Raw genomic sequence first — 25,209 nt, forward strand, 5'->3', positions numbered from 1 at the left:
GCAGCTGCGGGCCGATCAGGCGCCGTCGCCCCCATCACGTAGGGAGTGGACCATGCCCTGCAGGATCCGGAAGGCCTCGGACTGATCGGTCGGAGTCATGCCGGCCAGCATCCTGACCTCCACAGAGCGGACCGCGACGGTCGCCTCCTCGAGCTTCTGCCTGCCACGAGGCGTGAGCTGCGCGGGGAGGACCTTTCCGACGGGGGCCGCCGCCGGCCTGGTCACGTCACCGTCTCGCTCCAAGGAGCGGAGCAGCACGTTCATCGTCTGGCGCGTCACGAACGCGCCTCGGGCGAGCTCGGAGTTCGACAGACCGGGCCGCTGCGCCAGCAGTTCCAGGCAGGCGTAGTGGGTGATGCTCATCCCGAGCGGGCGAAGCACCTCCTCCATCGCGGCGCGCAGGGCGCTCGACGCCTCCTTCAGCAGGTAGCCCAGCGACTTGTCCAGGTCGACGCCGTCTTGACTCATGTCAGTATTCTGACATACGTTCGTTGTGTCAGTTACCTGACACACATCGAAGGAGCATTCCATGCCCGTCACCGGCCCCGACTTCATCTCCCTGCAGGCGCGCGACCTCGACGCGTCGCAGGCGTTCTACGAGCACTACCTCGGCCTCGTCCGCTCGCCGGCCGGGCCACCGCATGCCGTCGTCTTCGAGACCAAGCCGATCGCGTTCGCGCTTCGCGAGGTCGTCCCGGGCACCGATCTCGCCTCTGTCGCCCAACCTGGCATCGGTGCCGCGATCTGGCTCCATGCCACCGACGTCCAGGCCATCCACGATGCTCTCGTCACCGACGGGCACACCATCGTCTCCCCCGCGATCGACGGCCCCTTCGGGCGTACGTTCACCTTCGCCGACGCCGACGGCTACCAGATCACGCTCCACGACCGCGGCTGACAGCGTCAGCCACCGACACACTCGTCGTTGTCGCCGCCGGAGTAGCAGGGCGGGGCGCGATACCCGTCGTCCTCCCGCCCCGGCGCCGGTAGATCCACCGCGCCGGGGATGTAGCAGAGCAGGACCATCGCCGTGCCGACGAGGACCAACAGGCCCTGCCAGAAGGTCCCGAGCAAGCGGCGGTCGGGGTTGAGCATGTGGGCGACCGCGCCGCACAGGAGCGCGGCGAGCGCGATCGCACCCCAGACGCGGTACGCGGCGATGTTCGCCGGGTCGATCTCCGGCTGCTCGCCGAAGAAGACGAGATAGACGTCCAGCCAGTTCATGGCCAGCTTCCCGATGGCGAGAAGAGCCACGACGGACGCAAGAGCCGTGGTGACGAGAAACCAGGGCACGCGCGTGATGCGCCAGCGGACACTGGCCGGGCGGTCGAAAGCGAGCATGCGACGAGTCTCGCGGCGCCGCGGCGCGGCGTGATGAGCCCGCGTACTCAACTCTTGACCTTCAGGTGGGTCGAAGCCCCAGCATCGGCGCATGACCGCGACCCCTGCAGCCGATCCGACGATGGACGCCATCACCACCGCCGTGACCCTTGGCCACCAAGGCGAGACCACCAGAGCACGGCAGGAGCTGCTCGAGATCTGGGAAGACCTCGGAGTGCTGGGCGATCCGCTTCACCGGTGCACGCTCGCCCACTACCTCGCCGATCTGTATCCCGATCCGGCCGAGGCACTCATCTGGGACGTACGCGCCCTCGACGCCGCAGGCGCCCTCACTGACCGTCGGGCCGGCGAGCACCACGCGGGCCTCGAGGTTGCCGGCTTCTATCCGAGCCTGCATCTCAACATCGCCGACAACCTGCGCCGCCTGGGCTCCTTCGAGGCAGCCGCCGGCCAGATCAGCAAGGCCGAGGAACGTGTCGCTACCCTGCCGCAAGGGCCGTACGGCGACATGATCCGCACAGCGATCCACGGTGTCCGGGACGCGATCACAGCTCGCGACACCACGCCCCGGTCGAGCTCTCCTACCGTGGCCGCGACCGACTGAGCACCGGTGCAGGGAGGGCCGCTGCGAGCCAGACCGATCCCGCCGCCGCGGCTGCCACGGTCACCGGCCAGAACCACCACGGGACCGAACCGGGCAACAGTTGTCCGATCCCGAAGAACCCGACCAGGGCGAGCGGAAGCGTGATCAGCACTGCCAGCCAAGCGCGCTCGAACCCGGAGCCTCCGAGCGTAAGACCCATCGCCACCAACGGCATCACCGCCACGACAGTGAGCAGCGCGACGGCCGCGAAGAAGAACGCGGCCAGCACCGCCCCCACCGCGCCGAGCCCGGTGGCGAGCGCGTCGCCCAGCGCCGATCCGGTCTCGGCCCCCTCCACCTCGATGAAGCCACCGAAGAAGGCCACAGCCGGCGCGAACAGCAGCCGCATCAGCCCGATGCCCGCCAACGCACCAGCGGCCGCGGCGGCACCACCGATCACGGAATGGCGCGCCACTCCGCCTCGGCCATCGATCACGACCGACTCGCCCTGGCGATGGTCGAGAGGATCGCGTCGGCAGCCGCCTGCGGCGCCTTGATGGGGATCCAGTGGCTGACCCCGGTCAGCTCGATGAACTCGTAGGGACCGGTGACGGAGTCCTCGTTGCCCTCCAGGGCCGTTCGGCCGATCGCGACGTCGCCATCGCTCCAGAGCATCGTCGTCGGCACCGAGACCCGGCCGACGCGCGGGGCCAGGGGCAGGGCGCGATACCAGCCCAGACCACCGGGCAGCGCGCCGTAGTCGACGATCTCCTCCCGGAAGCGCTCGACGTCTTCGTCGTTCCAGCCGCTCCCCCGCATCATCCGCTCCATCCGGCCGCCTCCCCCGGAGACCAGCTCGGGCAGCAGCGGGATGTTGAAGAGCGCTATGTAGGTGGACTTGCGCCGCTGCGGACCTTTCATCGACCGGGCGAACGGGACCGGGTGCGGCACCGACATCGCGGTCCAGCTCCGGACCAGGTCGGGTCGCTTGGCCGCCACTCCCCAACCGACCGCACTCCCCCAGTCGTGGCCGGCCAGGTGCACCGGCCGGCCGATCTCGTCGATGAGCGCCACCACGTCCTCGACCAGCTTGCCGGCGCCGTAGCCGAGGCGCGTACGCGGCCTGGCGCCCGGCGAGTAGCCGCGCTGGTCCGGGGCGATCGTGCGGAAGCCGGCCTCGTGCAGGATCGGTGACACCTCACGCCAGCAGGTCGCCCGCTCCGGGAAACCGTGCAGGAGCACGACCGGGTCGCCGTCGGCGGGGCCCGAGTCGATCACGTCGAAGGTGAGTCCGTCACGTACGTAGCTCGAGATCGTCACGCGGCCATCCTGTCAGTGCCTCTCCCGTCTCTGCGGCGGGGTTGTGGTGTGCGGTAGCGGCGCCAGCGACCAGTGTGTGCGATAGCGCGCTGAGGTAAGGCGCGACGGAATCACGGCACGAGAAAGGCGCCGGCTCGGTCGACGAGCCGGCGCCTTCGTGGTGCTGCGGACTATCCCTCGGCGATCGCGTCCAGGCGCTTGACGGTGGCCTCGAACTCGGCGATGAGGTCGGCCATGACCGCGGCGACGGGGCGTACCTCGTTCATCCGGCCGACGATCTGCCCGACCGGCATCGCGACGACATCGGGATCCCCGGCGGCGTTGATCCGGTTGTGGGCGTCGGAGACGAGCAGGTTCTGCAGTGGCATCGGCAGCGGTGCCGGCGAGCCCTCGGCCTCCCAGGCGTCGGTCCACTTCGACTTCAGCAGTCGAGCGGGCTTGCCGGTGTAGATCCGCATCCGGCGGGTGTCGGCGGAGGTGGCGCGGGTGAAGGCACTCTCCCAGCCGGCGTGGGTGTTGAGGTTGCGATACTCGCTCGTCCCGAGCCAGATGGAACCGGTCCAGACGCCCTGTGCACCGAGCGCCAGCGACGCGGCGATCTGACGGCCCGAACCGATCCCGCCGGCACCCAGCACCGGCACGTCCGGCCCGACCGCGTCGACGATGTCGGGCTGGAGCACCATCGAGGCGATCTCTCCGGTGTGCCCGCCGGCCTCGTAGCCCTGGGCGACGATGATGTCGACGCCGTTCGAGACGTGCGACACCGCGTGCTTCGGTGCACCCGCGAGGGCGGCCACCTTGACGCCGTGCTCGTGGGCCTTCTCGATCACGTCGTTGGGCGGGGTGCCGAGCGCGTTTGCGATCAGCACCGGCCGGTGCTGCAGCGCGACGTCGACGTGCGAGCGCGCGGTCGAGTGCAGCCAGCCGAGGACGCCCTCGCGGCCCTCCCCCTCCGGCAGCGGCGGTACGCCGAGGGAGAGCAGCGTCTTGTCGACCCACTCGGCGTGCTCCGCCGGGATGTAGGCGGACAGGTCGGTCGAGGTGCCTTCGGTCGGCACCTTCATAGGCATGACCACGTCGACGCCGTAGGGCTTTCCGTCGGTGTTCTCGTCCATCCACGTCAGGGTGCGGTCGAGCTCCTCGGCGTCGTTGAAGCGTACGCAGCCCAGCACGCCCAGCCCGCCGGCCTTGGAGACCTCCGCGGCCACGTGCTCCGAGGGGGTGAAGGCGAAGATCGGGTAGTCGATCCCGAACGCCTCGCACAGTGCCGTACGGATCATGCCTTTGCTCCTTCGGGGTCCTGCTCTGTTGCGGTCGCTTGGGTGGCCAGGGCGATCTCCTTGGCCTTGGGGTACTGGGCCTTGCCCGTGGCGTTGCGGGGCACCTCGTCGACGATGGTCAGGGCGCGCGGCAGCTTGTAGCCGGACAGGTGAGCCCGCAGGAACGTACGCAGCCCCTCGAGCTCGATGGTCGCGCCCGGTCGCGGCTGGACGACAGCGGCGACGGCCTGGCCGTAGCGTTCGTCCGGGATCCCGACGACGAGCGTGTCGTAGACGTCGGGGTGCGCCTTGATGGCAGCCTCGACCTCCTCGGGATAGACCTTCTCGCCGCCGGTGTTGATGCAGTTGGAGCCTCGTCCGAGCAGGGTGAGGCGGTTGTCTGTCTCGACCCGGGCGTAGTCCCCCGGGATCGCGTAGCGGATGCCGTCGATCTCCACGAAGGTCTTCGCCGACTTCTCGGGGTCCTTGTAGTAGCCGACCGGCACGTGGCCCTTGCGAGCGGTACGGCCGATCTTGCCGACGTCGGTGGCGAGGTCGAGCGGGTGGCCGTCGTCGCCGATCACGGCGGTGTGGGCACCCGCGGTGACCACGGGTCCGTCGGTCGAGAGCGCAGAGGCGTCCTGCAGGCCGGTGCCCTGGAAGCCGGTCTCGGTCGATCCGATCGAATCGGTGAACACCGCGTTCGGGAAGGCCCTCATCCAACGTTCCTTGACCGACTTGGAGAAGATCGCGGCCGAGGAGGCGATGGCGAACAGCGACTGACCATCGAAGCTCTGCCCGTTGCCGGGGCCGGCCTCGTACGCGTCGATGAGCGGCACCGCCATCGCGTCACCGGTCATGAACATCATCTGGACCTTCTCGCGGTCGACGATCTCCCAGGTGCGTACCGGGTCGAACTTCGGCTCCAGGATCGTGACCTGGCCGGCGAAGAGGTGCATCAGCAGGCTCGCCTGCGCACCTCCGTGCATCAGCGGGCTGAGCGGCAGGGTGATGAGTCCGCCTCCGGCGGCCTGCTTGGACTGGTCGTACTCCTCCAGGGGCACACCCGTCATGAAGTCGATGCCGCCGCCGAGCACGCGCCAGAAGTCCTCGTGGCGCCACATCACGCCCTTGGGGAAGCCGGTGGTGCCGCCGGTGTAGATGACGTGGATGTCGTCGGGGCTGCGCTCGCCGAAGTCGCGCGCTTCAGACTGCCCGGCCAGGGCTTCCTCGAGCGTGACGCCGCCGAACGGGCTGAGGTCGGAGTCGTCGTGCGGCTCGAGCGGGTTGGAGACGGCGACGAACGTCGTCAGGCCGTCCAGCTTCGGGGAGACCTCGGCGACCAGCGGCGCGTAGACGCGGTCATGGACCAGGGCCTTGAGGTCGGCGTTGCCGAAGAGGTACTCCAGCTCACCGGCGACGTAGCGATAGTTCACGTTGATCGCCACAGCACGGATCTTGAGGATCGCGAGCAGGGCGACGACGTGCTCGACGGAGTTCTTGGAGTAGAGCCCGACGTGATCGCCCTTCCCGATCCCCTGGCCGGCCAGATAGTGGGCCAGCTTGTTGGACTCACGCTCGAGCTCTGCGTAAGTCACTTTGCGGTCGCCGACTTGGACCGACACCTTCGCAGGCGCGGCGTCGACGGCGTGTTCGAAGAGGTCAGCAAGGTTCAGCGCCATGACTGCGACACTAGAACACGTTTCAGTTTTCCGCTAGGGTCTGATGTTATGCCGATCACAGAAACTTCTGCTCAGCCGCACGCGATCGTCGAGCAGGACGGCCACAAGCTCATCGTCACCATGAACCGTCCCGAGCGCCGCAACGCCCTCTCTTCCGAGATGCTGCGGATCATGGAGGACGCCTGGGACCGGGTGAACTCGGACCCCGAGATCCGGGTCTGCATCCTGACCGGCGCGGGTGGCTACTTCTGCGCCGGGATGGACCTGAAGAAGGCCGACGAGAAGCCGCCCTCGGAGTCGTTCGAGGAGGGCTTCGACCCGACGGTGATCAAGGGCCTGCTCAAAGGCTTCCGGCTGACCAAGCCGCTGATCGCCGCCGTCGAGGGCCCCGCCATCGCCGGCGGCACCGAGATCCTGCAGGGCACCGACATCCGGGTCGCCGGCGAGTCGGCCAAGTTCGGCGTCGCCGAGGCCCGCTGGTCGCTCTACCCGATGGGCGGCTCCGCGGTCCGTCTCCCCCGCCAGATCCCCTACACCGTCGCCGCCGAGCTGCTGCTGACCGGACGTACGCTGCTCGCCCCCGAGGCCAAGGAGCTCGGCCTCATCGGCCACGTCGTCCCCGACGGCACCGCGCTCGAGAAGGCCCACGAGCTCGCCGACATGATCGCCGCCAACGGGCCTCTGGCCGTCCAGGCGATCCTCCGCACCATGCGCGAGTCCGAGGGCAAGCACGAGGAGGAGGCCTGGGCCGACGACGCCAAGGTCGGTGCCGCCGTTTTCGCCTCCGAGGACGCCAAGGAGGGCCCCAAGGCCTTCCTGGAGAAGCGCAAGCCCGAGTTCAAGGGACGCTGAGACCCCCTCAGGCGCGGCCCTTCCTGACGTACGCAGCCCCTGGCAGCATCCGCGGAAGCAGCCCCCGCCGCAGCACCAGCAGCAGATGTGCGCCGAGCGCGACGAAGAACGCGATGTGGGCGGCGATGTGCAGCGCGACCAGGTCGTCGGAGACCGCCACCAGCGCGAGGCCGGTGAGCGGGACGACGAACATCAGCGAGAGCAGCACCCGCTCGGTGACATGGGCCAGGGGTCGGTCGGTCGCGGTGAGTCGCGGGTCCCACGGGGGTAGCGGGGCGATCATGCGCCAGGCGACCCGAAGACCGCCGAGAAGCAGGATGGCCAGGCCGAGCAGGATGTGCAGCTCGGGCAGGCCGATGCCGTCCACACCGATGCCGCCGCCCCACAGGTCGGCCCAGGCGGTGTCGAGCGAGCCCTCGTCGCCGACCCGGGCCTCGCAGGCTTCCTCGAAGCGCTCGATCCGCTCCTCCTCCGCGTCGGAGGTGTCACCGCCGCTGCGGTCCTCCGCCGGCGGGTCGCAGTCGGTCTCTGTCGACATGGCATAGCCGACCACGAACTGCAGCACGAAGGCGGCGACCGTCAGCCAGTGAAGGGTCTTGGCGACGACCCCATAGCCCGTTGCCGACGTGCCTGACATCAGGAGGCAGCGTAGCGCGCCCGCAGGGCCTTCTTGTCCGGCTTGCCGAGGGCGGTCATCGGGATCGCGTCGATCTCGATGACCGACTTGGGTGCATGAACGGATCCCTTCCGCTCCTTGACCAGGGCCTGGATCTCGGCGACGACCTCGTCCGAGAGGACGGCGTCGGGACGGGGGACGACCACGGCGGTGACGGCCTCGCCGAACTTCTCGTGCGGGGTGCCGATGACGGCGACCTGGGCGACCGCGGGATGGGTCGCGATGACGTCCTCGACCTCGCGGGGGAAGACGTTGAAGCCGCCGGTGACGATCATGTCCTTGGTGCGGTCGACGATGTACCAGAAGCCGTCCTCGTCCTCCCGGGCGACGTCGCCGGTGTGCATCCAGCCGTCCCGGAAGGTTTCGGCGGTGACCTCGGGCAGCTGCCAGTACCCACCGGAGAGCAGCGGTCCGGCGACGCAGATCTCACCGGGATCGCCAGGAGCGACCGGCGTGCCGTCGGCACCGATCAGGGCCGTACGGACCAGCGCGGACGGCCGGCCGCAGGAGGTGAGCCGATGGGTGAGCGGCTCCCCGTCAGCGTCGACGTGGTCGCCCTTGGCGAAGTAGGTGATCGCCATCGGCGCCTCGGACTGGCCGTAGTACTGCGCGAAGATCGGCCCGAACCGCTCGATCGCCTCCGCCAGGCGCACCGGGTTGATCGCGGAGGCGCCGTAGTAGACGGTCTCGAGCGAGGACAGGTCGCGGATGCGGGAGTCAGGGTGGTCGAGGAGCGCGTACAGCATCGTCGGGACCACCATCAGCGAGGAGATCCGCTCGCGCTCGATGGTCTCCAGGACGGCGGCCGGATCGAACCTCGGCATCACGAAGAGGGTGCCGCCCTTGATCACGACGGGCACGAAGAAGGCGGCACCGGCGTGCGAGAGCGGTGTGCACATCAGGAACCGGGGCGCCTCGGGCCACTCCCACTCCGAGAGCTGCACCTGGGTCATCGTCGCGAACGACCCGGACAGCCCGATCACGCCCTTCGGCTTCCCGGTCGTGCCGCCGGTGTAGGTGATCGAGGTGACGTGGTTCGGCGGGAGCAGCCTCGCAGCGAGCGGCTCGACCGGGTAGGTCTCCGCGGCGGCGACGAGATCGACGCCGACATCCGCCAGCTGCGGCGGGACCGGCCCGATGGTCAGCACCCGCTTCAGCCCCGGGCACATCTCCAGCAGCTCGACCGCGCGATCAGCGAAGTAGGGGTCGATGATCAGACCGGTGATCCCGGCATCGTTGATGACGTACGCCTGGTCCTCCGCACTGCCCAGCGGGTGCAGCGCCGTGCGCTGGAATCCCTGGGTCTGGCCGGCACCGAGGATGAAGAGCACCTCGGGGCGGTTGAGCGCGAGCAGCGCGGTCGCCGAGCCGGTGCCGGCGCCGAGCGCCTCGAAGGCCTGGACGTACTGACTGATCCGCGCCGCCACCTCCGCCCCGGTCAGACTCACGTCGCCGAGATGAATGATCGGACGGTTCTTGTGGCGCTCCAGCGCCGAGACCATCAGATGACCGTTGTGGGGACCGATGCGGCTGGTATCCATGCCCGCACCTTACCGCGAAACTAGAACGTGTTCTAGCCCCGGGTTGGCTGCTGCGACAGGAGCCGCTTCAGGCGTCGCCGACGTGATCCCGGTCGGCGGCGGCCATCGCCTCGCGTGCCCACCGCGGCAGGATGAAGATGCCCTCGGCCTCGACGCACACCACCGGCTCGGAACCGTCGGCGGGCCGGGTCAGCAGCCGTCCACGTACGACCGACTTCACTCCCTCGGTCGACGCGATCCGCGCCTCACCGCGCAACGGACCCAGCGGAGTCCCCTGCTTGTAGACGATCGTCAGGGTGCCGGTCATTCCGGGGCGACCACCCGCCGAGGCGGCCTCGCCGAGCAGCTGGTCCAGGATCAGCGCAGACACACCGCCGTGGACCAGTCCCGGCGGGCCCTCGTACGCGGGCCCGAGCTCGAAGTCGGCCCACACGTCCTCGCCGTCGCGCTGGACCGCCAGCGGCGGGGCGATGGCGTTGCCCTTCCCGACCACCGGGTTGCCGTAGTTGCGGAAGCCGCCGTCCGCCCCGAACCGGACCCCGTGCGGGCCAGGCAGCGCCTCGGCGAGCAGCTCATCGGTCAGCGCCTCGACCCGGCGGCGTACGTCGTCGAGGACCGAGTCCGCGACCTGGGTGCGCACGACCGCGTCGACGAGCCGGCGCACCGAGTCGGTCAGCGGGACCAGCGTGGCCTCCCGCTCCTTGATCTCAGCGTCGGTCATGTCGTCACGGACGTATCCGGCAGGAGCCTGCGGGTGGTGGGCGCGTCCGTAGTGCATCGACATCTGGGTCCTCGGCTTCAGGATGGGGGCAGCAGGATCGGGTGAGCCTCACCGTAGACGTGCTCGGCGTCGAGGTGGCAATGGGTCCCCGGGTAGATGGTCGACATGCACAGGTTGCAGTGGGTGCATCGCGACACGGTCGCGGGGTCGGCCCGGAGGCGGTTGACCAGGTCCGGCTCGCGGAGCAGCGCGCGGGCCATCGCGACGTACTCGAAGCCCTCGTCCATCGCGGTCCGCATCCCGGTCAGGTCGGTGACCCCGCCGAGGAGGACCAGCGGCATGCTCAGAGCGCGGCGGAACTCGCGGGCGTTGTCGAGGAAGTAGAGCGGCTTGTAGGGGTACTCCTTGAAGAAGCCCTTGCCCACCATCCGCATGCCCATCCTGATCACCGGGTGCAGTGGCATGTTGGCGGCCATCTCGCGGTAGGGAGCGTCGCCGCGGAAGAGATACATCGGGTTCATGAACGAGGAGCCGCCGGTGAGCTCGAGCGCGTCGAGGTGGCCGTCGGACTCGAGCAGGCGCGCGAACTCGACCGACTCGGGAAGGTCGAACCCGCCGCGGTAGCCGTCGCGCATGTTCATCTTGGCGAGCACGGCGACCCGACCACCACCCGCTTCGGCGACCGCCTCCCGCACCGCGGCCAGGATCCGGCGCGGGAACGAGGCCCGGTTGGCCAGCGACCCGCCGAACTCGTCGGTGCGCTGGTTGAGGCGCGGACTGAGGAACGAGCTGGGCAGGTAGTTGTGGCCCAGGTGCACCTCGATCGCGTCGAAGCCGGTCTCGACGGCCATCCGGGCCGCGGCGCCGTGCTGCTCGACGACCCGGGCGAGGTCCGCCGCGGTCGCGGCGCGGTTGAACGCCATCCCGAGCGCGTTGAAGGACCGCGTGGGCGCCAGCGACGGCACCCCGTTGGACTTGGCGTTGGCGACCGGGCCGGCGTGACCGATCTGGGCCGAGATCTTGGCGCCGGTCGCGTGGACCTCCTCGGTCAGCCTCCGCAGCCCGGCCAGCGCCTCCGGGCGCCAGTAGATGCAGTCGGCATGCGTACGTCCCTCCGGGGCCACCGCGAGATAGGCGACCGTGGTCATCCCGACGCCGCCCTCGGCGACGGCGAGGTGGTAGTCGATCAGCCGGTCCGAGACGAGCGCCCCGGGTGAGGCGCCCTCGAAGGTCGCCGCCTTGATCACCCGATTGCGCAGGGTCACCGGACCCAGCGTCGCCGGAGCGAGCGGGTCGGTCGTGGAGTCGGTCACGCGCGTACCTTCCTGAACTCGCGCATCCTGCGCAGATAGCCCCGCAGCCGCCTGCCGGGCACCGGCCGCGGCCAGTCGTCGGCCCGGAACCAGGCGTCGGTGCCGCCGTCGACCACGACGACGCTGCCGACCATGAAGTCGGCCGCGGGGCCGAGCATGTGGATCACCCAGTCGGCGAGCAGCCCCGGGTCGCCGAAGCCGCCGGCCGGGACCGGGAACGACCGGATCGCCTTCGCCTCCCCCGGCGTCGCGAGCTGCTTCTCCAGCAGCGGCGTCAGCACCGCGCCCGGCGCGATCGCGTTGAGCCGGATCCCGGCCTGCACCCACTCCGGCTCGACCGCGCGACGCCGCACCCAGCGGGTCACGGCGACCTTCGAGGCGCCGTAGGCCATCGCCGGCGCCCCCTTCCCGAAGATCCGGTACGCCTTCAGCGCCCGCTCCGCGTCGCCCTCGAGCAGCGCCGCGACCGCCCGTGCCGGGATCAGCGGCATCGTCGTGGTCGAGTTGCTGGAGAAGACCACGACCTTGGCGTTGCCGGCGGCGGCGAGCGCCTCGCGCCAGCCCTCGAGGAGCTCGACGACGCCGAGGTAGTTGACCTGCGTGATCAGGCCAGGGCGCTCGTGCCCCGGCGCCGGCCCGAGCCCGGCCGCGAGGACCGCGCCGTCGAGCCGGCCGCCACAGGCGGCGAGCACCTTCTCGGTGGCGTCGCGGCGGCCCTTCGGCGTCGACAGGTCGGCGACGACATCGGCCTCGGCGATGTCGACGGTCACGACGCGGTGTCCGGCGGCGAGGAGCCGTTCGACGACGGCGGCCCCCATGCCCGAGGCCGATCCGGTGACGGCGTAGACCGCCATCAGCGGGCGTCCCCCGAGAGGGGCGCCGTCGTCATCCGAGCACCTCGGCGATGCGGTGGACCTCGGCGGCCGAGCCGAGGCTCAGCAGCAGGGTGGTCACACCGGTCTCCTCCCACTGCGCCACCTTGTCGCGTACCTCGTCCTCGGTGCCGATGATGTGCAGGTCGTCGACGAGCTCGTCGGGGATGAGGGCGGTGGCCTGGGTCTTGTCGCCGGTCAGGTAGAGCGCCTGAACCTGCCCGGCGAGCTCGGCGTAGCCCATCCGCTCGAAGACCTGGTTGTGGAAGTTCTGCTCCTTGGCGCCCATGCCGCCCATGTAGAGGGCCGCGAACGGCTTCATCGCCTCGAGCGCGGCCTGCTTCTCCTCCGCGTCCGCGACGATCTGGAGATGGCAGGTCGCGGCGATCTCGAAGTCGTCGGCAGTACGCCGCGCCCCAGGTCGCGCGAAGCCCTCGGCGAGCCAGTCGGCGTACATCGGGGCGGACCTGGGGGTGTAGAAGATCGGGATCCAGCCGTCGGCGATCTCGGCGGTCTGGGCGACGTTCTTGGGGCCTTCGGCACCGAGCCAGATCGGGATGTCGGCGCGCAGCGGGTGCACGATCGGCTTGAGCGGCTTGCCGAGCCCGACCGAGCCCTCGCCCGTGAAGGGCAGCGGGTAGTGCGGCCCGTCGTTGGTCACCGGCGCCTCCCGGGCAAGCACCTGCCGGATGATCGAGACGACCTCACGGGTGCGGGCCAGCGGCCTACCGAACGGCTGGCCGTACCACCCCTCGACCACCTGCGGGCCGCTCACGCCGAGCCCGAGGACGAACCGGCCACCGGAGAGATGGTCGAGCGTCAGCGCGTGCATCGCGATCGAGGTGGGCGTACGTCCGGACATCTGCACGATCGAGGTGCCGAGACGGACCCGGGAGGTCTCCCGGCCCCACCAGGCCAGCGGCGTGAGCGCGTCGCTCCCCCAGGCCTCGGCGGTGAAGATCGCGTCGAACCCGGCCTCCTCCGCGGCGGCGACGAGCTCGCCGACACCGGTCGGTGGCTGTGCTCCCCAGTAGCCAAGCTGTAGCCCCAACTTCACTCTCATCGACTCCTTAGTCACCACGTAAAGGTTGTGGCCAATACTAGAACGTGTTTCACTTTCTGTCATGAGTCGCACCTTGCAGGCACCCGTGACGGTCGCCTTCGACTACACCAGATCCACAGGCCCGGTGATCGGCCGCTTCCTCACCGGACTACGAGACACCACCATCGTCGGCGGCCGGCTCGGCGACGGCCGAGTCGCGGTCCCACCCCCTGAGTACGACCCGGTCACGCACCAGGCCGTGACCGAGTTCGTCGAGCTTCCCGACACCGGCACGGTCACCTCATGGACCTGGGTGAGCGAGCCCGTCGCCGGCCAGCCGTTCGAGAGGCCGTTCGCGTACGCCCTGATCACCATCGACGGCGCCGACACCCCGTGGCTGCATGCCGTCGACGTCGCCTCCCCCGACGACATCGAGACCGGGATGAGGGTCCGAGCCAGATGGGCCGAGGAGCGCACCGGCTCTGTCAACGACCTCGTCTTCGAGGCCGAAGGCGGCGACCCAGCAGGCACCCCGGCAGCCACCGGAGGCGAGGACGTCAGCCGGATCGTGACCCCGGTCAGCCTCGACTACCACTACGCGGCCTCGCCGGAGGAGTCCTCGTTCTTCCGCGGCCTGGCCGAGGGCCGGATCCTGGGCCAGCGGTGCCCGAAGTGCCGAAAGGTCTACGTCCCGCCGCGGGGCGCCTGCCCGACAGACGGGGTGCCGACCGCGGAGGAGATCGAGCTCTCGCACGTCGGCACGGTGACCACGTTCTGCGTCGTCAACGTCCCGTTCCTGGGGCAGAAGATCAAGCCGCCGTACGTCTCCGCGTACGTCCTCCTCGACGGCGCCGACATCGCGCTGCAGCACCTGATCCTGGACATCCCGGCCGACGAGGTCCGGATGGGGATGCGGGTGAAGGCGGTCTGGAAGCCGCGCGACGAGTGGGGCACCAGCATCGAGAACATCAGCCACTTCGCGCCGACCGATGAGCCGGACGCGGACTTCGACAGCTACAAGCACCACCTGTGAGGAGCGCTCAGTGAGAGACGTTGCCGTCGTCGGGTTCGCCCAGCGACAGATGAAGGACTTCGACGGGTCGCCGAGCATGGCCGAGCTGCTCGTGCCGATCCTGGCCGAGTGCTACGAGCAGACGGGATGGGCCAAGAAGGACATCGGGTTCTGGTGCTCGGGCTCGTCCGACTATCTGGCCGGCCGGTCGTTCTCGTTCGTGAGCGCGATCGATGCGATCGGGGTGCTGCCCCCGGTCAACGAGTCGCACGTCGAGATGGACGCCGCCTGGGCGCTGTACGAGGCCTGGATCAAGATCCAGACCGGCGAGGTCGACACCGCGCTGGTCTTCGGGTTCGGCAAGGCGTCGGCGGGCGTGCTGCGCCGGACGCTGACGCTGCAGCTGGACCCCTACACGATGACGCCGCTGTGGCCCGACACCGTCTCCCTGGCCGCGCTCCAGGCGCGCCTGGGGCTCGACGCCGGACTCTGGGACGAGACCGCGCTGGCCGAGGTCGTCAACCGGTCGCTGACGGATGCGGAGAAGAACGAGTACGCCGTCCGGGCCGGTGGCTCCTCGGTGAGCGAGCTGCTCGCCCGGCCGATGTTCGCCGACCCTCTGCGCAAGCACGACTGCGCTCCGGTGACCGACGGCGCGGCCGCGATCGTGCTCGCCGCCGGCGACCGGGCGTACGACGCCAACCAGCGTCCGGCCTGGATCACCGGGATCGCGCACAGCTCCGACGGTCTCCACCTCGGCACGCGCGACCTGACGATCTCAGGATCGGCCCAGCGGGCAGCTGCCGCCGTGGGCGGCACCGCGGGTGTCCAGGTCGCCGAGCTGCACGCGCCGTTCAGCCACCAGGAGCTCGTCCTGCGCTCGGCGCTCGGACTGGGTGATGACGTACAGATCAGTCCTTCGGGTGGAGCGCTCGCCGCCAACCCGATGTTCAGCGCCGGCGCGATCCGGATCGGCGAGGCCGCCAAGCGGATCTGGGATGGGTCGGCCGACAAGGTGCTCGGTCACGCGACCAGCGGTCCGGCACTGCAGCAGAACCTCGTGTGCGTGATGGAAGCCCAAGAGAACGGGAGTGGCAAGTGAGCAAGGTTCCCGCGGCCGTGATCGGGATCGGCCAGACCCACCACCGCGCCAAGCGCGAGGACGTCTCGATGGCCGGGCTGTGCCGCGAGGCGATGGACCGGGCCCTCGAGGACGCCGGGCTGACCCTCGACGAGGTCGACGCCATCGTCATCGGCAAGGCGCCGGACCTGTTCGAGGGCGTGATGATGCCCGAGCTCTACCTCGCCGAGGCGCTGGGCGCGGCCGGAAAGCCGCTGCTGCGCGTGCACACCGCCGGCTCGGTCGGCGGCTCGACCGCCATCGTCGCCTCCTCGCTGGTTCAGGCCGGCGTCCACAAGAAGGTGCTCACCGTCGCCTTCGAGAAGCAGTCGGAGTCCAACGCGATGTGGGCACTCTCCGTGCCGATCCCGTTCGTGATGCCGGTGCACGCCGGCGCGGGCGGCTACTTCGCCCCGCACGTACGCTCCTACATCCGCCGCGCCAACGCGCCCTCGCACATCGGCGCGATCGTCGCGGCCAAGGACCGCAACAACGCACTGAAGAACCCCTATGCGCATCTCCACAACGAGGGCACCACGGTCGAGTCGGTGCTGGCCTCGCAGATGCTCTGGGACCCGATCCACTACGACGAGACCTGCCCGTCCTCCGACGGCGCCTGCGCGATGGTGATCGCCGCCGAGGACGTCGCCAAGACGTACGAGGCTCCGGCCTGGATCCACGGCACCGTGATGCGCTCCGAGCCCACCTCGGCCGCCGAGCGCGACCAGGTCAACCCGCAGGCGGGCCGCGAGGCCGCGGCGGCGCTGTGGAAGGCGACCGGGATCACCGACCCGGCCCGCGAGATCGACTGTGCCGAGATCTACGTGCCGTTCGCCTGGTTCGAGCCGATGTGGCTCGAGAACCTCGGCTTCGCCGCCGAGGGCTCCGGCTGGAAGCTCACCGAGGCCGGCGAGACCGCCATCGGCGGCAGCCTCCCGGTCAACATGAGCGGCGGCGTGCTCTCCTCCAACCCCATCGGCGCCTCCGGCATGCTCCGCTTCGCCGAGGCCGCCCTGCAGGTCAGGGGCCGGGCCGGCGAGCACCAGGTCGACGGCGCCCGCCGAGCACTCGGGCACGCCTACGGCGGCGGGTCGCAGTTCTTCTCCATGTGGGTCGTGGGATCACAGCCGCCCTCCAACTGAAACGCACACGGTCGTTGCGGGTGTGACGGGTGAGGCGCCTCATTCGTCACACCTGTAACGACCGTGTGCATCGGCTAACGTGAATCGGCATGGAATGCCAGACCTGTGCCATCGCAGAGAGCGAGGCTGATACGCCTCGCGGATCGATCGTGACGACCAAGCACTGGCGGGCGGCGCATGCGCTCAACACGTCACTGCCCGGCTGGCTTGTCCTGGTCGCCCGCGAGCACGTGACCGCCCTCGATGCGCTGGATGCCGAGGGGCATGCGGAACTGGGCACACTTCTCGGGCAGCTCTCGCAGGCACTGCGCACCCTGACGCAGTGCGAGAAGACCTACGTCATGCAGTTCTCCGAGACTGCGGGATATCACCACCTGCACGTCCACCTGGTCCCGCGGATGCCGGACCAGCCGGAGGACCGGACGGGGCCGAAGGTCTTCGGCTACCTCGACGTCCCCGAGGACGAGCAGATCCCGGCGACCGAGAGGGACCGCATCGGGCTCGCGATCCGCTCGACGCTCGCCAAGCAGCTCACCGGCGAGCTCAGGTGAGGGAGATGAGCTACGCAGGACTGAGCAAGCTGCTGGTCGTCCCGGACGGGTTCGAGGCGCCGCGGGTGCTCACCCACGGCGACCTGACGGCGCGGCCACTGTCGCGCGAGTGCCTGGCCGATGACGTACGCGCCATCAACGCCGACCGCGAAATCATCAACGCGACCCGGGGTGGCGGGTGGCCGGACGGGCTGACGTCGGAGGAGGACGACTACATCGACCTGGTCTGGCACGAGGGCGAGTGGAAGGAGAACAAGTCGTTCTCCTACGTCCTGGGGACGCCCACGCTGGGCTACGTCGGGTGTGCCTACCTCTATCCGCTGGGCGTCCGGCAGGAGCTGAGCGAGGAGCTGGCCGCGTACGACGTCGACGTCAGCTGGTGGGTGACCACAGAGGCCTACGAGCAGGGGCTCTACGAGGTGGCTTTCGAAGCGCTGAAGAAGTGGGTGCCGGAGAATTATCCGTTTCGCCGGCCCCACTTCTCCAATGTGAAGGTCCCTGGTCAGGCGTAGGTGACCGGAAGCTCCTTGATGCCGTTGATCCATGCGTGACGCAGGCGGCGCGGTGCGCCGTTGGGCTTCAGGTCGGGCATCCGGTCGGCGATCACGTCGAACATGATCCGCACCTCCATCCGGGCGAGGTTGGCGCCGATGCAGTAATGGGCGCCGTGGCCACCGAAGGCGAGGTGGGGGTTGTGCTCTCGGGTGATGTCGAAGGTGTCGGGGTCGTCGTAGACGTCCTCGTCGTGGTTGCCCGAGGCGTAGAAGATGCCGACGCGCTGGCCCTTCTTGACGAGCTGGCCACCGACCTCGACGTCGTTGAGCGCCGTACGCTGGAAGACGGTGACCGGGGTGGCCCAGCGGATCACCTCGTCGACCATCGTGTCGGGGCGCTCCTTCTTCCACAGCTCCCACTGGTCGGGGTTGTCGAAGAAGGCCTGCATGCCGTGGGAGATCGCGTTGCGGGTGGTCTCGTTGCCGGCGACCGCGAGCAGGATGACGAAGAAGCCGAACTCGTCATCGCCCAGCGCCCCGCCCTCCAGCTCGGCGTTGACGAGCTTGGAGATGATGTCGTCCTTGGGGTCCGCCTTGCGCTCGGCGGCCAGCGTCATCGCGTACGTCAAGATCTCGATGGAGGCGGCCTCGGGGTCCGCGTTGTACTCCGGGTCGTCGTAGGCGAGCATCTGGTTGGACCAGTCGAAGAGCTTGCGCCGGTCCTCCTGCGGGACGCCGAGGAGTTCGGCGATCGCCTGGAGCGGGAGCTCGGCGGCGACCTCGGCGACGAAGTCACCCTCGCCCTTGGCCAGCGCGTCGTCGACGATGCTGTGGGCCCGCTCGACCAGACGGTCCTTGAGAGCGTTGATCGCCCGCGGGGTGAACCCGCGGCTGATGATCTGGCGCAGCTTGGTGTGGTCGGGCGCATCGTGGTGGATCAGCATCGCGCGCTGCAGCTCGACCTGCTCGCGGGTCATGTCGGGCGCGAACCGGATGATCACGCCGTTCTCGTTGGTGCCGAAGTTCTCGCTGTCCTTGGAGACGGCAAGGATGTCCTCGTGCTTGCTCACCGCCCAGAACCCGGTGTCGAGGAAGCCCGCGCGTGCCTCGGGCGTCTGCTCTACCCACCACACCGGGGCGGTCTTGCGGAGCTCGAGAAACTCCTGGAGCGGGACGCGCTCCTCGTTGAGCACGGGATCAGTCGGATCGAAATCCACGGGGAGAGCGGTCACGGGTGTGCTCCTTCGAGGTCTTTTCTGTAACACGTTCTAGTTTATGTTCACACAGTGCCCAGCATCACACAAGGGTTGCGCCAAACGAGAACACGTTCTACTTTGGAACAATCGAGTGTAACCGGTGTCACGTCATCAGGCGTGACGGTGCGCGCCCGCGCACCAGCGACTTGTCGAAACCCCCGAAGAGCGAGGTTCCATGGGCACGCCCGTCATCGTCGAAGCCGTCCGTACCCCCATCGGCAAGCGCAAGGGCTGGCTCGCGGGCCTGCACCCGGGCGTTCTGCTCGGCGCCGCCCAGGTCGAGGTGCTCAAGCGCGCCGGAGTCGACCCTGACCTGGTGGATCAGGTAATCGGCGGCTGCGTCTCCCAGGCGGGCGAGCAGTCCAACAACATGGTCCGCCGCGCCTGGCTCCATGCCGGGCTGCCGATCCACACCGGCTCCACGGTCATCGACGCGCAGTGCTCCTCGGCGCAGCAGGCCACGCACCTGATCAACGCGATGATCGCCTCCGACCAGATCAAGGTCGGCATCGCCTGCGGCATCGAGTCGATGTCACGCATCCCGCTGGGTGCCAACGTGCCCAAGGGCGCCGGCGATCCACGTCCCGCAGACTGGAACATCGATCTGCCCAACCAGTTCGAGGGCGCCGACCGGATCGTGAAGAACCGCGGGTTCTCCCGCAACGAGGTCGACGAGTTCGGGCTGTGGTCGCAGGTCAAGGCGCGCCAGGCGCGCGACGCCGGGCACTTCAAGAGGCAGATCTTCGCCGTCGAAGCCCCCATGCTCGACGACGAGGGCAAGCCCACCGACTCGGTACGCACCGTCACCGAGGACCAGGGCATCCGCGACACCTCGCTCGAGAAGCTGGCCGGGCTCAGCCCGGTGCTCGAGGGCGGCATCCACACCGCCGGCACCTCCTCGCAGATCTCCGACGGCGCCTCGGCGCTGCTGCTGATGGACTCCGCGGTCGCCGCCTCGCTCGGGCTGAAGGCTCGGGCGCGGATCGTCACCTCCAACCTGGTCGGATCCGACCCCTACTACCACCTCGACGGCCCCGTCCAGGCGACCGAGAAGGCGCTGAAGGACACCGGGATGACGATCGGCGACATCGACATCGCCGAGGTCAACGAGGCCTTCGCCGGCGTGGTCATGTCCTGGGCCCAGGTGCACCAGGTCCCCGAGGAGAAGATCAACGTCAACGGCGGCGCGATCGCGCTCGGCCACCCGGTCGGCTCCACCGGCACCCGCCTGCTCACCACGGCGCTGCACGAGCTCGAGCGCCGCGACGCCAGCACCGCGCTGGTCTCGATGTGCGCCGGTGGCGCTCAGGCCACCGCGACGATCATCGAGAGGATCTGATCGTGCCCAAGTCCAAAATCACCGAGGCCGAGTACGTCGTCGTCGGCGCCGGCTCGGCCGGTTGTGCCGTCGCCGGCCGCCTGGCGGCCGCCGGCAAGTCGGTCATCCTGCTCGAGGCCGGGAAGAACGACAGGCGCAACTACCTGGTGACCAAGCCCGGCATGATCGGACCCCTCCACGCCGAGCCGCGATTGAAGAAGCTCGTCGACTGGGGCTACCACACGGTCCCCCAGCACCACGCCCGTAACCGCGAGCTCCCCCAGCCGCGCGGCAAGGTGCTCGGCGGCTCCTCCTCCATCAACGGGCTGCTGTGGGTCCGGGGCAACCGGGCCAACTACGACGCCTGGGCGGCAGAGGGCAACACCGGCTGGGACGCGGACTCGGTCAATGAGGCGTACCGGCGGGTCGAGGACTACGAGGGCGGCGGCTCCGACTACCGCGGCACCGGCGGGCCGATCAAGGTCATGAAGCACCCGCGGCCGACCGAGGCATCGCTCTCCTTCCAGCGAGCCGCTGCTGAGACCCTCGACGTGAAGGTGCTCGACGACTACAACGGCGCCGAGCAGGAGGGCGTCTCGACGTTCCAGCAGAGCGCGATCGACGGGCTGCGCTACTCGGCCTCGCGGGGCTACCTCCACGACCAGGAGCTGCCGAGCCTGACCACGCTCACCCAGGTGCACGTCTCGAGGATCGTGATCGAGAACGGCCGCGCGAAGGGCGTCGAGATCCTCACCAGGCAGGGTCCGCAGACGATCTCGGCGACCCAGGAGGTCATCGTCTCCGCGGGCGTCTTCGGCTCCGCCCAGCTGCTGATGCTCTCCGGAATAGGTCATTCCGACCACCTGGCCGAGCACGGGATCCAGACCGTCCACGAGCTGCCGGTCGGTGACAACCTGCACGACCACATGTTCGTGCCGACCACCTGGGAGATGCCGACCGCGCTGCACCGCGGCACCGCCGGCTACTTCGGCAAGGCGGTCCTCAAGGAGCAGACGGTCGGCCGGTCGATCCTCGGCCACACGGTCTTCGAGACGGTCGGCTTCGTACGCACCTCGCTGGCCACCGACGTGCCCGACCTGCAGCTGCACGTCCTCCCCTGGGCCTATCCCTCCCCCAACCAGGACGCGCCGATCCGCCACGAGGTCGACCCTCGGGCGGCGCTGACGGTGATGTCGTCGCTGATCTACCCGCGCTCGCGCGGGACGCTGCGGCTGCGCAACGCGGACCCGACCGCCGAGCCGCTGATCGACTTCAACTACCTCGCCGAGCCCGACGACAAGCGCGTCCTGCTCGAGGGCGTGGAGATGATCCGCGAGATCATGGCCGCCCCGGCCTTCGGTGACCAGGTCAAGTCGGAGATCCACCCCGGCAAGGCGATCGACGCCGAGGCCATGAAGGACGAGGTCACCAACCGCGCGACCTCGATCTACCACGGTGTCGGCTCCTGCCGGATGGGAGTCGACGAGCGGGCCGTGGTCGACCCGCAGCTCCGCGTACGCGGCATCGATGGCCTCCGGGTCGCCGACGCCTCGATCATGCCGTCGATCATCGGCGGCAACACCAACGCTCCCGCGGTCATGATCGGTGACCGTTGCGCAGCCTTCGTCCTTGACGAAAGTGCGTAGAGCCATCCTTGACGAAAATCTGTAGAGCCGTCCTCGACAACCGCTGATCGGAAGCAGACATGAGCACTGACACCGCGAAGACAGCAGACGTACGCCGCCCCGACTGGATCACCGAGGAGCTGCTGGCCGAGCTGGTCTCCCGGGTCCCGTCCTCGACGGGTGCGTCCTGGAAGCTGACCGAGGTCTACACCGGTGAGGTGCTGGTGGCGCTGCCGCAGTCATCACCGGCGGACGTGGAGCGGGCCGCCGAGGCCGGCCGGGCTGCCCAGCACGCGTGGGCGGCGACCCCGCTCCGGGAGCGGCTGGCCGTCTTCAAGCGCGCCCACGAGCTGATCCTGCGCAACCAGCACAAGATCGCCGACCTCATCCAGGCCGAGTCGGGCAAGGCCCGGCGGATCGCCTTCGAGGAGGTCTGCGACCCGCCGATGGTGATCTCGCACTACCTCAAGCGGGCGCCGAAGCTGCTCAAGGACAAGAAGCGCCCGGGCGTGATGCCGGTGCTGTCGAGCTCGATCGAGCGCCACCCGCCGCGTGGTCTGGTCGGGATCATCGCGCCGTGGAACTTCCCGTTCGCGACCGGTCTCTCCGACGCGATCCCGGCGCTCATGGCCGGCAACGCGGTGCTCCTCAAGCCCGACAACAAGACGGCGCTCTCCCCGCTGTTCGGGATCTCGCTGCTCGAGGAGGCGGGCCTGCCGAAGGGCCTGTTCCAGGTGGTCTGCGGCGAGGGCCCGGATGTGGGCCCGACGATGCTGGACAACGTCGACTACGCGATGTTCACCGGCTCGACCGCAACCGGCCGGGTGATCGGCGAGCAGGCGGGGCGCAACCTGATCGGTGCCTGCCTCGAGCTCGGCGGCAAGAACCCGATGATCGTCCTCGACGACGCCGACATCGACGAGACCGTCGGCGGCTCGATGTTCGCCGTCTTCGGCAACACCGGCCAGATCTGCATGCACATCGAGCGGATCTACATCCCCGAGGCGATGTACGACGAGTTCCGCGCCAAGTTCGTCGCCGCCGTCGAAAGGATGCGGATCGAGGCGGCGTACGCCTTCGGGCCCGACCTCGGGGCGCTGGTCTCCCCCGACCATCTGGCGCGGGTGCAGTCGCACGTCGAGGACGCGGTCGCCAAGGGCGCCACCGTGCTGACCGGCGGCAAGGCGCGTCCCGACATCGGGCCGACCTTCTTCGAGCCGACCATCCTGGAGGGCACCACGAAGGAGATGCTCCACGGGGTGACCGAGACGTTCGGGCCGGTGGTCTCGCTGCACCGCTACTCGACCCTCGAGGAGGCGATCGAGCTGGCAAACGACACCGACTACGGGCTCAACGCCTCGGTGTGGACCACGAACTTCAAGCGCGCCCAGGCGATCGCGGCACGGATCGAGTCGGGCAACGTCAACATCAACGACGGCCTCGCCACGGCGTACGCCTCGAAGTCCACCCCTTCGGGCGGCATGAAGCAGTCCGGTGTCGGTGCCCGTCACGGTGACCAGGGGCTGCTGAAGTACACCGAGACCCAGAACGTCGCGACCCTGAAGAAGCAGGTCATGGGGCCGCAGGGCAAGCAGACCTTCGACGACTACGCCAAGCAGATGCAGGCGTCGCTGCGCTGGATGCGGAAGCTCCACATCCGTTGACGCCCGTCTCCCGCTACGCCGAGCTGACCCGGGAGGAGCTCGCCGAGCTCGTCCGCGAGCTCCTCCTGATCGGCCAGCTGATCGACCGCTCCGGGATGGCGTGGTGCATCTCCGCCTTCGGGCGCGAGGAGATGCTCCGGATCGCGATCGTCGAGTGGGCCGCCGCCTCGCCGGTCTACACCCGGCGGATGCAGACCGCGCTGGGCTACGCGCCGGCGGTAGCCGGGCAGGGTAACGTACCGACGATCTTCAAGGGCCTCCAGCTCGACATCGGCGCACCGCCGCAGTTCATGGACTTCCGCTACACCGTCCACGACAACCGCCACGGCGAGTTCCACCTCGACCACTGCGGCGCGCTGATGGACGTCGAGCCGATGGGCGAGGAGTACGTCCGCGGGATGTGCCACGACATCGAGGACCCCACCTTCGACGCCACCGCCATCGCGACCCACCCCCGGGCCCAGGTGCGCCCGGTCCACCGGCCGCCGAGAGTGCCGGCCGGCCGGACGCCCCACTGCCGCTGGACGGTGACCATCGACGACGCCCATCCCGAGGCCGTGGCGATCCCCGAGCTGGCCGTCAACGAGCGCTCACGCGCGGCGCGGCTCGAGCTGGCGCCTATCGATCCGTCCGAGGACGGTGCCGCCGACTACGCCGGACCGCTGGTCTCCGACCTCGACCTGGCCGGTTTCTCCCACTCAGCGCTGGTGCGCATCGCCGACGAGGTCTGCCTGCAGATGGCACTGCTCGACCGCGGCTTCACCCTCGCCTTGGAGTCCCGGGTGACGTCGCCCGAGCAGCTCGTCGACATCCGCCGCAAGCAGCTGGTCGGGGTCGCCGGCATCGCCGGTGCACGCCTCGCCCGGGCCCTCTCGCTACCGCCGGACACCAAGGGCGCCCTGCGGCTGCTCGCGCTCCATCCGATGCTCAACCCCGCTGCGTACGTCTCGGGCGAGGTGGACGCCGACGCGCTGACCCTCCGCCCTTCGGCGGCCGACGAGGACGGCGCCTGGGTCTCGCTGATCGGGCCGGAATGGTTCATTCCGCTCCGGGCCGCGGTGCAGGCCCTCGACCCTCACCTCGACGTCGAGGTCGGTGCGGTCGAGGGCGGCTGGCGGGTCGAGGTCGTACGCCGCACCGAACCCGCTCCCGAGGCCAACGAGGTCGCGGTGGTGAGGTTCAGCACCGGCGCGGACTTCGCCTTCGAGCCGCGCCGGTCGCTGCCGATCACGCCCGTCTGATCGTCCTGTCTGAGGTCAGCGCCTGCGCAGCGCGAGGACCGGGATGACCCGGTCGGTCTTCGCCTCGTACTCGCCGAACCCGGGGCTCATCGCCTTGAAGCGCTCCCAGGCGGCGTCGCGCTCGGCGCCGGTCAGCTCGGTCACCTCGACCTCGACCACCCCCTCGTCGGGCGTCTCGATCTTGGTCTCCGGGTGAGCGAGAAGGTTGTGGTACCACGCCGGGTTCTCGGGCGCGCCGGCCTTGGACGCGGCGATCAGCCAGGTGTCGGAGTCCGGGTGGAGGTTGGCCACCGGCGAGACCCTCTCGGTGCCGGTCTTGGCGCCGGTGTGGTGCACCAGCACGAGCCCGCGCCCGAACGGCACCGAGGTCACGTTGCCGTCGTTCGAGCGGAACTCATCGATGATCGACTGGTTCCAGTCCTTGTAGTCGCTGCCTGACATGGAGTGCCTTTCCCCCGAGGAATCGGTTTTCACCCACTCTTGCAGACATGCCCAACGGGCACCGGTCAAACGCGGCGCCGTGTGGGATACCCGGTCGACCGGGTATCCCTGGACTTGACGGGCACTGAAACGCCCGTCAAGTC

At 69.3% G+C, this 25,209-nt stretch carries 26 protein-coding genes; 12 read left to right on the plus strand and 14 right to left on the minus strand.

The window, feature by feature from the left end:
• Positions 1 to 15: 15 nt before the first annotated feature.
• Positions 16 to 468 carry a MarR family transcriptional regulator gene (locus tag ABZU72_RS23895; RefSeq protein ID WP_355021276.1) on the minus strand — a complete coding sequence of 151 codons (453 nt, stop codon included), beginning with the start codon at positions 466 to 468 and terminating at the stop codon, positions 16 to 18.
• A 61-nt stretch (positions 469 to 529) separates the two neighbouring features.
• On the opposite strand from ABZU72_RS23895, the gene ABZU72_RS23900 reads away from it, so the two are divergent.
• A complete protein-coding gene (locus tag ABZU72_RS23900; protein ID WP_355021277.1) occupies positions 530 to 898 on the plus strand; it encodes a VOC family protein in 369 nt (122 codons plus the stop codon).
• A 5-nt stretch (positions 899 to 903) separates the two neighbouring features.
• On the opposite strand, the gene ABZU72_RS23905 is transcribed toward ABZU72_RS23900, so the two are convergent.
• Complete coding sequence (locus tag ABZU72_RS23905) at positions 904 to 1,341, minus strand: hypothetical protein (protein WP_355021278.1); 438 nt, start codon at positions 1,339 to 1,341, stop codon at positions 904 to 906.
• Between the two features lie 91 nt (positions 1,342 to 1,432).
• On the opposite strand from ABZU72_RS23905, the gene ABZU72_RS23910 reads away from it, so the two are divergent.
• Positions 1,433 to 1,945, plus strand: coding sequence for a hypothetical protein (locus tag ABZU72_RS23910; RefSeq protein ID WP_355021279.1), 513 nt, complete (start codon positions 1,433 to 1,435; stop codon positions 1,943 to 1,945).
• Here the strand turns inward: ABZU72_RS23910 and ABZU72_RS23915 are convergent.
• The 4 genes from ABZU72_RS23915 to ABZU72_RS23930 all read right to left on the minus strand — a co-directional run bounded on the left by ABZU72_RS23915 (position 1,923) and on the right by ABZU72_RS23930 (position 6,185).
• A complete protein-coding gene (locus ABZU72_RS23915) occupies positions 1,923 to 2,399 on the minus strand; it encodes a hypothetical protein (protein ID WP_355021280.1) in 477 nt (158 codons plus the stop codon). The two genes, ABZU72_RS23910 and ABZU72_RS23915, sit on opposite strands and share 23 nt — an antisense overlap.
• A 17-nt stretch (positions 2,400 to 2,416) precedes the next feature.
• Complete coding sequence (locus tag ABZU72_RS23920; protein ID WP_355021281.1) at positions 2,417 to 3,244, minus strand: alpha/beta fold hydrolase; 828 nt, start codon at positions 3,242 to 3,244, stop codon at positions 2,417 to 2,419.
• Between the two features lie 170 nt (positions 3,245 to 3,414).
• Positions 3,415 to 4,524 (minus strand): nitronate monooxygenase family protein, encoded by a 1,110-nt coding sequence (locus ABZU72_RS23925; RefSeq protein ID WP_355021282.1) that lies wholly within the window; start codon positions 4,522 to 4,524, stop codon positions 3,415 to 3,417.
• A complete protein-coding gene (locus tag ABZU72_RS23930) occupies positions 4,521 to 6,185 on the minus strand; it encodes an acyl-CoA synthetase (RefSeq protein ID WP_355021283.1) in 1,665 nt (554 codons plus the stop codon). The genes ABZU72_RS23925 and ABZU72_RS23930 overlap by 4 nt, the downstream gene beginning before the upstream one ends.
• Positions 6,186 to 6,239: 54 nt before the next feature.
• Between ABZU72_RS23930 and ABZU72_RS23935 the strand changes: the two genes are divergently transcribed.
• The gene (locus ABZU72_RS23935) at positions 6,240 to 7,037 is read left to right on the plus strand and encodes a crotonase/enoyl-CoA hydratase family protein (protein ID WP_355021301.1); all 798 of its coding nucleotides are present in this window, start codon (positions 6,240 to 6,242) and stop codon (positions 7,035 to 7,037) included.
• 7 nt (positions 7,038 to 7,044) lie between these two features.
• Here the strand turns inward: ABZU72_RS23935 and ABZU72_RS23940 are convergent, their stop codons facing one another.
• The 6 genes from ABZU72_RS23940 to ABZU72_RS23965 all read right to left on the minus strand — a co-directional run bounded on the left by ABZU72_RS23940 (position 7,045) and on the right by ABZU72_RS23965 (position 13,223).
• Complete coding sequence (locus ABZU72_RS23940; protein WP_355021284.1) at positions 7,045 to 7,674, minus strand: cytochrome b/b6 domain-containing protein; 630 nt, start codon at positions 7,672 to 7,674, stop codon at positions 7,045 to 7,047.
• Positions 7,674 to 9,254, minus strand: coding sequence for a fatty-acid--CoA ligase FadD8 (fadD8, locus tag ABZU72_RS23945; RefSeq protein ID WP_355021285.1), 1,581 nt, complete (start codon positions 9,252 to 9,254; stop codon positions 7,674 to 7,676). Before fadD8 ends, ABZU72_RS23940 begins: the two co-directional genes overlap by 1 nt.
• A gap of 67 nt (positions 9,255 to 9,321) precedes the next feature.
• The gene (locus tag ABZU72_RS23950) at positions 9,322 to 10,038 is read right to left on the minus strand and encodes a PaaI family thioesterase (RefSeq protein WP_355021286.1); all 717 of its coding nucleotides are present in this window, start codon (positions 10,036 to 10,038) and stop codon (positions 9,322 to 9,324) included.
• Between the two features lie 14 nt (positions 10,039 to 10,052).
• Complete coding sequence (locus ABZU72_RS23955; protein ID WP_355021287.1) at positions 10,053 to 11,288, minus strand: NADH:flavin oxidoreductase; 1,236 nt, start codon at positions 11,286 to 11,288, stop codon at positions 10,053 to 10,055.
• Positions 11,285 to 12,142 carry an SDR family oxidoreductase gene (locus tag ABZU72_RS23960; RefSeq protein ID WP_355021288.1) on the minus strand — a complete coding sequence of 286 codons (858 nt, stop codon included), beginning with the start codon at positions 12,140 to 12,142 and terminating at the stop codon, positions 11,285 to 11,287. The genes ABZU72_RS23955 and ABZU72_RS23960 overlap by 4 nt, the downstream gene beginning before the upstream one ends.
• Positions 12,143 to 12,173: 31 nt before the next feature.
• The gene (locus tag ABZU72_RS23965; protein ID WP_355021289.1) at positions 12,174 to 13,223 is read right to left on the minus strand and encodes an LLM class F420-dependent oxidoreductase; all 1,050 of its coding nucleotides are present in this window, start codon (positions 13,221 to 13,223) and stop codon (positions 12,174 to 12,176) included.
• Between the two features lie 61 nt (positions 13,224 to 13,284).
• On the opposite strand from ABZU72_RS23965, the gene ABZU72_RS23970 reads away from it, so the two are divergent.
• The 5 genes from ABZU72_RS23970 to ABZU72_RS23990 all read left to right on the plus strand — a co-directional run bounded on the left by ABZU72_RS23970 (position 13,285) and on the right by ABZU72_RS23990 (position 17,539).
• On the plus strand, positions 13,285 to 14,235 hold the full coding sequence (locus ABZU72_RS23970) for an OB-fold domain-containing protein (RefSeq protein WP_355021290.1): 951 nt from the start codon (positions 13,285 to 13,287) through the stop codon (positions 14,233 to 14,235).
• A 10-nt stretch (positions 14,236 to 14,245) separates the two neighbouring features.
• Entirely contained in the window at positions 14,246 to 15,316 is a 1,071-nt protein-coding gene (locus ABZU72_RS23975; protein ID WP_355021291.1) for a thiolase domain-containing protein, read from the plus strand.
• The gene (locus ABZU72_RS23980) at positions 15,313 to 16,476 is read left to right on the plus strand and encodes a thiolase domain-containing protein (RefSeq protein WP_355021292.1); all 1,164 of its coding nucleotides are present in this window, start codon (positions 15,313 to 15,315) and stop codon (positions 16,474 to 16,476) included. Before ABZU72_RS23975 ends, ABZU72_RS23980 begins: the two co-directional genes overlap by 4 nt.
• A gap of 149 nt (positions 16,477 to 16,625) precedes the next feature.
• Positions 16,626 to 17,027: an HIT family protein gene (locus tag ABZU72_RS23985; protein WP_355021293.1), complete on the plus strand. Its 402-nt coding sequence runs from the start codon at positions 16,626 to 16,628 to the stop codon at positions 17,025 to 17,027.
• 5 nt (positions 17,028 to 17,032) lie between these two features.
• Positions 17,033 to 17,539 (plus strand): GNAT family N-acetyltransferase, encoded by a 507-nt coding sequence (locus ABZU72_RS23990; RefSeq protein WP_355021294.1) that lies wholly within the window; start codon positions 17,033 to 17,035, stop codon positions 17,537 to 17,539.
• Here ABZU72_RS23990 and ABZU72_RS23995 read toward each other — a convergent pair.
• The gene (locus ABZU72_RS23995; protein WP_355021295.1) at positions 17,530 to 18,753 is read right to left on the minus strand and encodes a cytochrome P450; all 1,224 of its coding nucleotides are present in this window, start codon (positions 18,751 to 18,753) and stop codon (positions 17,530 to 17,532) included. The genes ABZU72_RS23990 and ABZU72_RS23995 overlap by 10 nt on opposite strands.
• 199 nt (positions 18,754 to 18,952) lie before the next feature.
• On the opposite strand from ABZU72_RS23995, the gene ABZU72_RS24000 reads away from it, so the two are divergent.
• The 4 genes from ABZU72_RS24000 to ABZU72_RS24015 are packed head-to-tail and all read left to right on the plus strand — an operon-like array spanning position 18,953 to position 24,625.
• On the plus strand, positions 18,953 to 20,116 hold the full coding sequence (locus ABZU72_RS24000; protein WP_355021296.1) for a steroid 3-ketoacyl-CoA thiolase: 1,164 nt from the start codon (positions 18,953 to 18,955) through the stop codon (positions 20,114 to 20,116).
• A gap of 2 nt (positions 20,117 to 20,118) precedes the next feature.
• Positions 20,119 to 21,741 carry a GMC family oxidoreductase N-terminal domain-containing protein gene (locus tag ABZU72_RS24005; RefSeq protein WP_355021297.1) on the plus strand — a complete coding sequence of 541 codons (1,623 nt, stop codon included), beginning with the start codon at positions 20,119 to 20,121 and terminating at the stop codon, positions 21,739 to 21,741.
• A gap of 59 nt (positions 21,742 to 21,800) precedes the next feature.
• Complete coding sequence (locus ABZU72_RS24010) at positions 21,801 to 23,384, plus strand: succinic semialdehyde dehydrogenase (RefSeq protein WP_355021298.1); 1,584 nt, start codon at positions 21,801 to 21,803, stop codon at positions 23,382 to 23,384.
• Positions 23,381 to 24,625, plus strand: coding sequence for a hypothetical protein (locus ABZU72_RS24015; protein WP_355021299.1), 1,245 nt, complete (start codon positions 23,381 to 23,383; stop codon positions 24,623 to 24,625). Before ABZU72_RS24010 ends, ABZU72_RS24015 begins: the two co-directional genes overlap by 4 nt.
• Positions 24,626 to 24,640: 15 nt before the next feature.
• Here the strand turns inward: ABZU72_RS24015 and ABZU72_RS24020 are convergent, their stop codons facing one another.
• Entirely contained in the window at positions 24,641 to 25,066 is a 426-nt protein-coding gene (locus ABZU72_RS24020; RefSeq protein ID WP_355021300.1) for a nitroreductase/quinone reductase family protein, read from the minus strand.
• Between the last annotated feature and the right edge of the window lie 143 nt (positions 25,067 to 25,209).

Source organism: Nocardioides sp. NPDC004968, assembly GCF_040608935.1.
Lineage (GTDB): Bacteria > Actinomycetota > Actinomycetes > Propionibacteriales > Nocardioidaceae > Nocardioides.

Excerpts from the sequence above, each read along its gene's own strand:
- ABZU72_RS23900 (WP_355021277.1), top strand. The coding sequence starts at position 530 with ATGCCCGTCACCGGCCCCGACTTCATCTCCCTGCAGGCGCGCGACCTC.
- ABZU72_RS24010 (WP_355021298.1), top strand. The coding sequence starts at position 21,801 with ATGAGCACTGACACCGCGAAGACAGCAGACGTACGCCGCCCCGACTGG.
- fadD8 (WP_355021285.1), bottom strand. The coding sequence starts at position 9,254 with ATGGATACCAGCCGCATCGGTCCCCACAACGGTCATCTGATGGTCTCG.
- ABZU72_RS23925 (WP_355021282.1), bottom strand. The coding sequence starts at position 4,524 with ATGATCCGTACGGCACTGTGCGAGGCGTTCGGGATCGACTACCCGATC.
- ABZU72_RS23990 (WP_355021294.1), top strand. The coding sequence starts at position 17,033 with ATGAGCTACGCAGGACTGAGCAAGCTGCTGGTCGTCCCGGACGGGTTC.
- ABZU72_RS23940 (WP_355021284.1), bottom strand. The coding sequence starts at position 7,674 with ATGTCAGGCACGTCGGCAACGGGCTATGGGGTCGTCGCCAAGACCCTT.
- ABZU72_RS24020 (WP_355021300.1), bottom strand. The coding sequence starts at position 25,066 with ATGTCAGGCAGCGACTACAAGGACTGGAACCAGTCGATCATCGATGAG.
- ABZU72_RS23950 (WP_355021286.1), bottom strand. The coding sequence starts at position 10,038 with ATGTCGATGCACTACGGACGCGCCCACCACCCGCAGGCTCCTGCCGGA.
- ABZU72_RS23910 (WP_355021279.1), top strand. The coding sequence starts at position 1,433 with ATGACCGCGACCCCTGCAGCCGATCCGACGATGGACGCCATCACCACC.
- ABZU72_RS23970 (WP_355021290.1), top strand. The coding sequence starts at position 13,285 with ATGAGTCGCACCTTGCAGGCACCCGTGACGGTCGCCTTCGACTACACC.
- ABZU72_RS23960 (WP_355021288.1), bottom strand. The coding sequence starts at position 12,142 with ATGGCGGTCTACGCCGTCACCGGATCGGCCTCGGGCATGGGGGCCGCC.
- ABZU72_RS23930 (WP_355021283.1), bottom strand. The coding sequence starts at position 6,185 with ATGGCGCTGAACCTTGCTGACCTCTTCGAACACGCCGTCGACGCCGCG.
- ABZU72_RS23965 (WP_355021289.1), bottom strand. The coding sequence starts at position 13,223 with ATGAGAGTGAAGTTGGGGCTACAGCTTGGCTACTGGGGAGCACAGCCA.
- ABZU72_RS24000 (WP_355021296.1), top strand. The coding sequence starts at position 18,953 with ATGGGCACGCCCGTCATCGTCGAAGCCGTCCGTACCCCCATCGGCAAG.
- ABZU72_RS23895 (WP_355021276.1), bottom strand. The coding sequence starts at position 468 with ATGAGTCAAGACGGCGTCGACCTGGACAAGTCGCTGGGCTACCTGCTG.
- ABZU72_RS23905 (WP_355021278.1), bottom strand. The coding sequence starts at position 1,341 with ATGCTCGCTTTCGACCGCCCGGCCAGTGTCCGCTGGCGCATCACGCGC.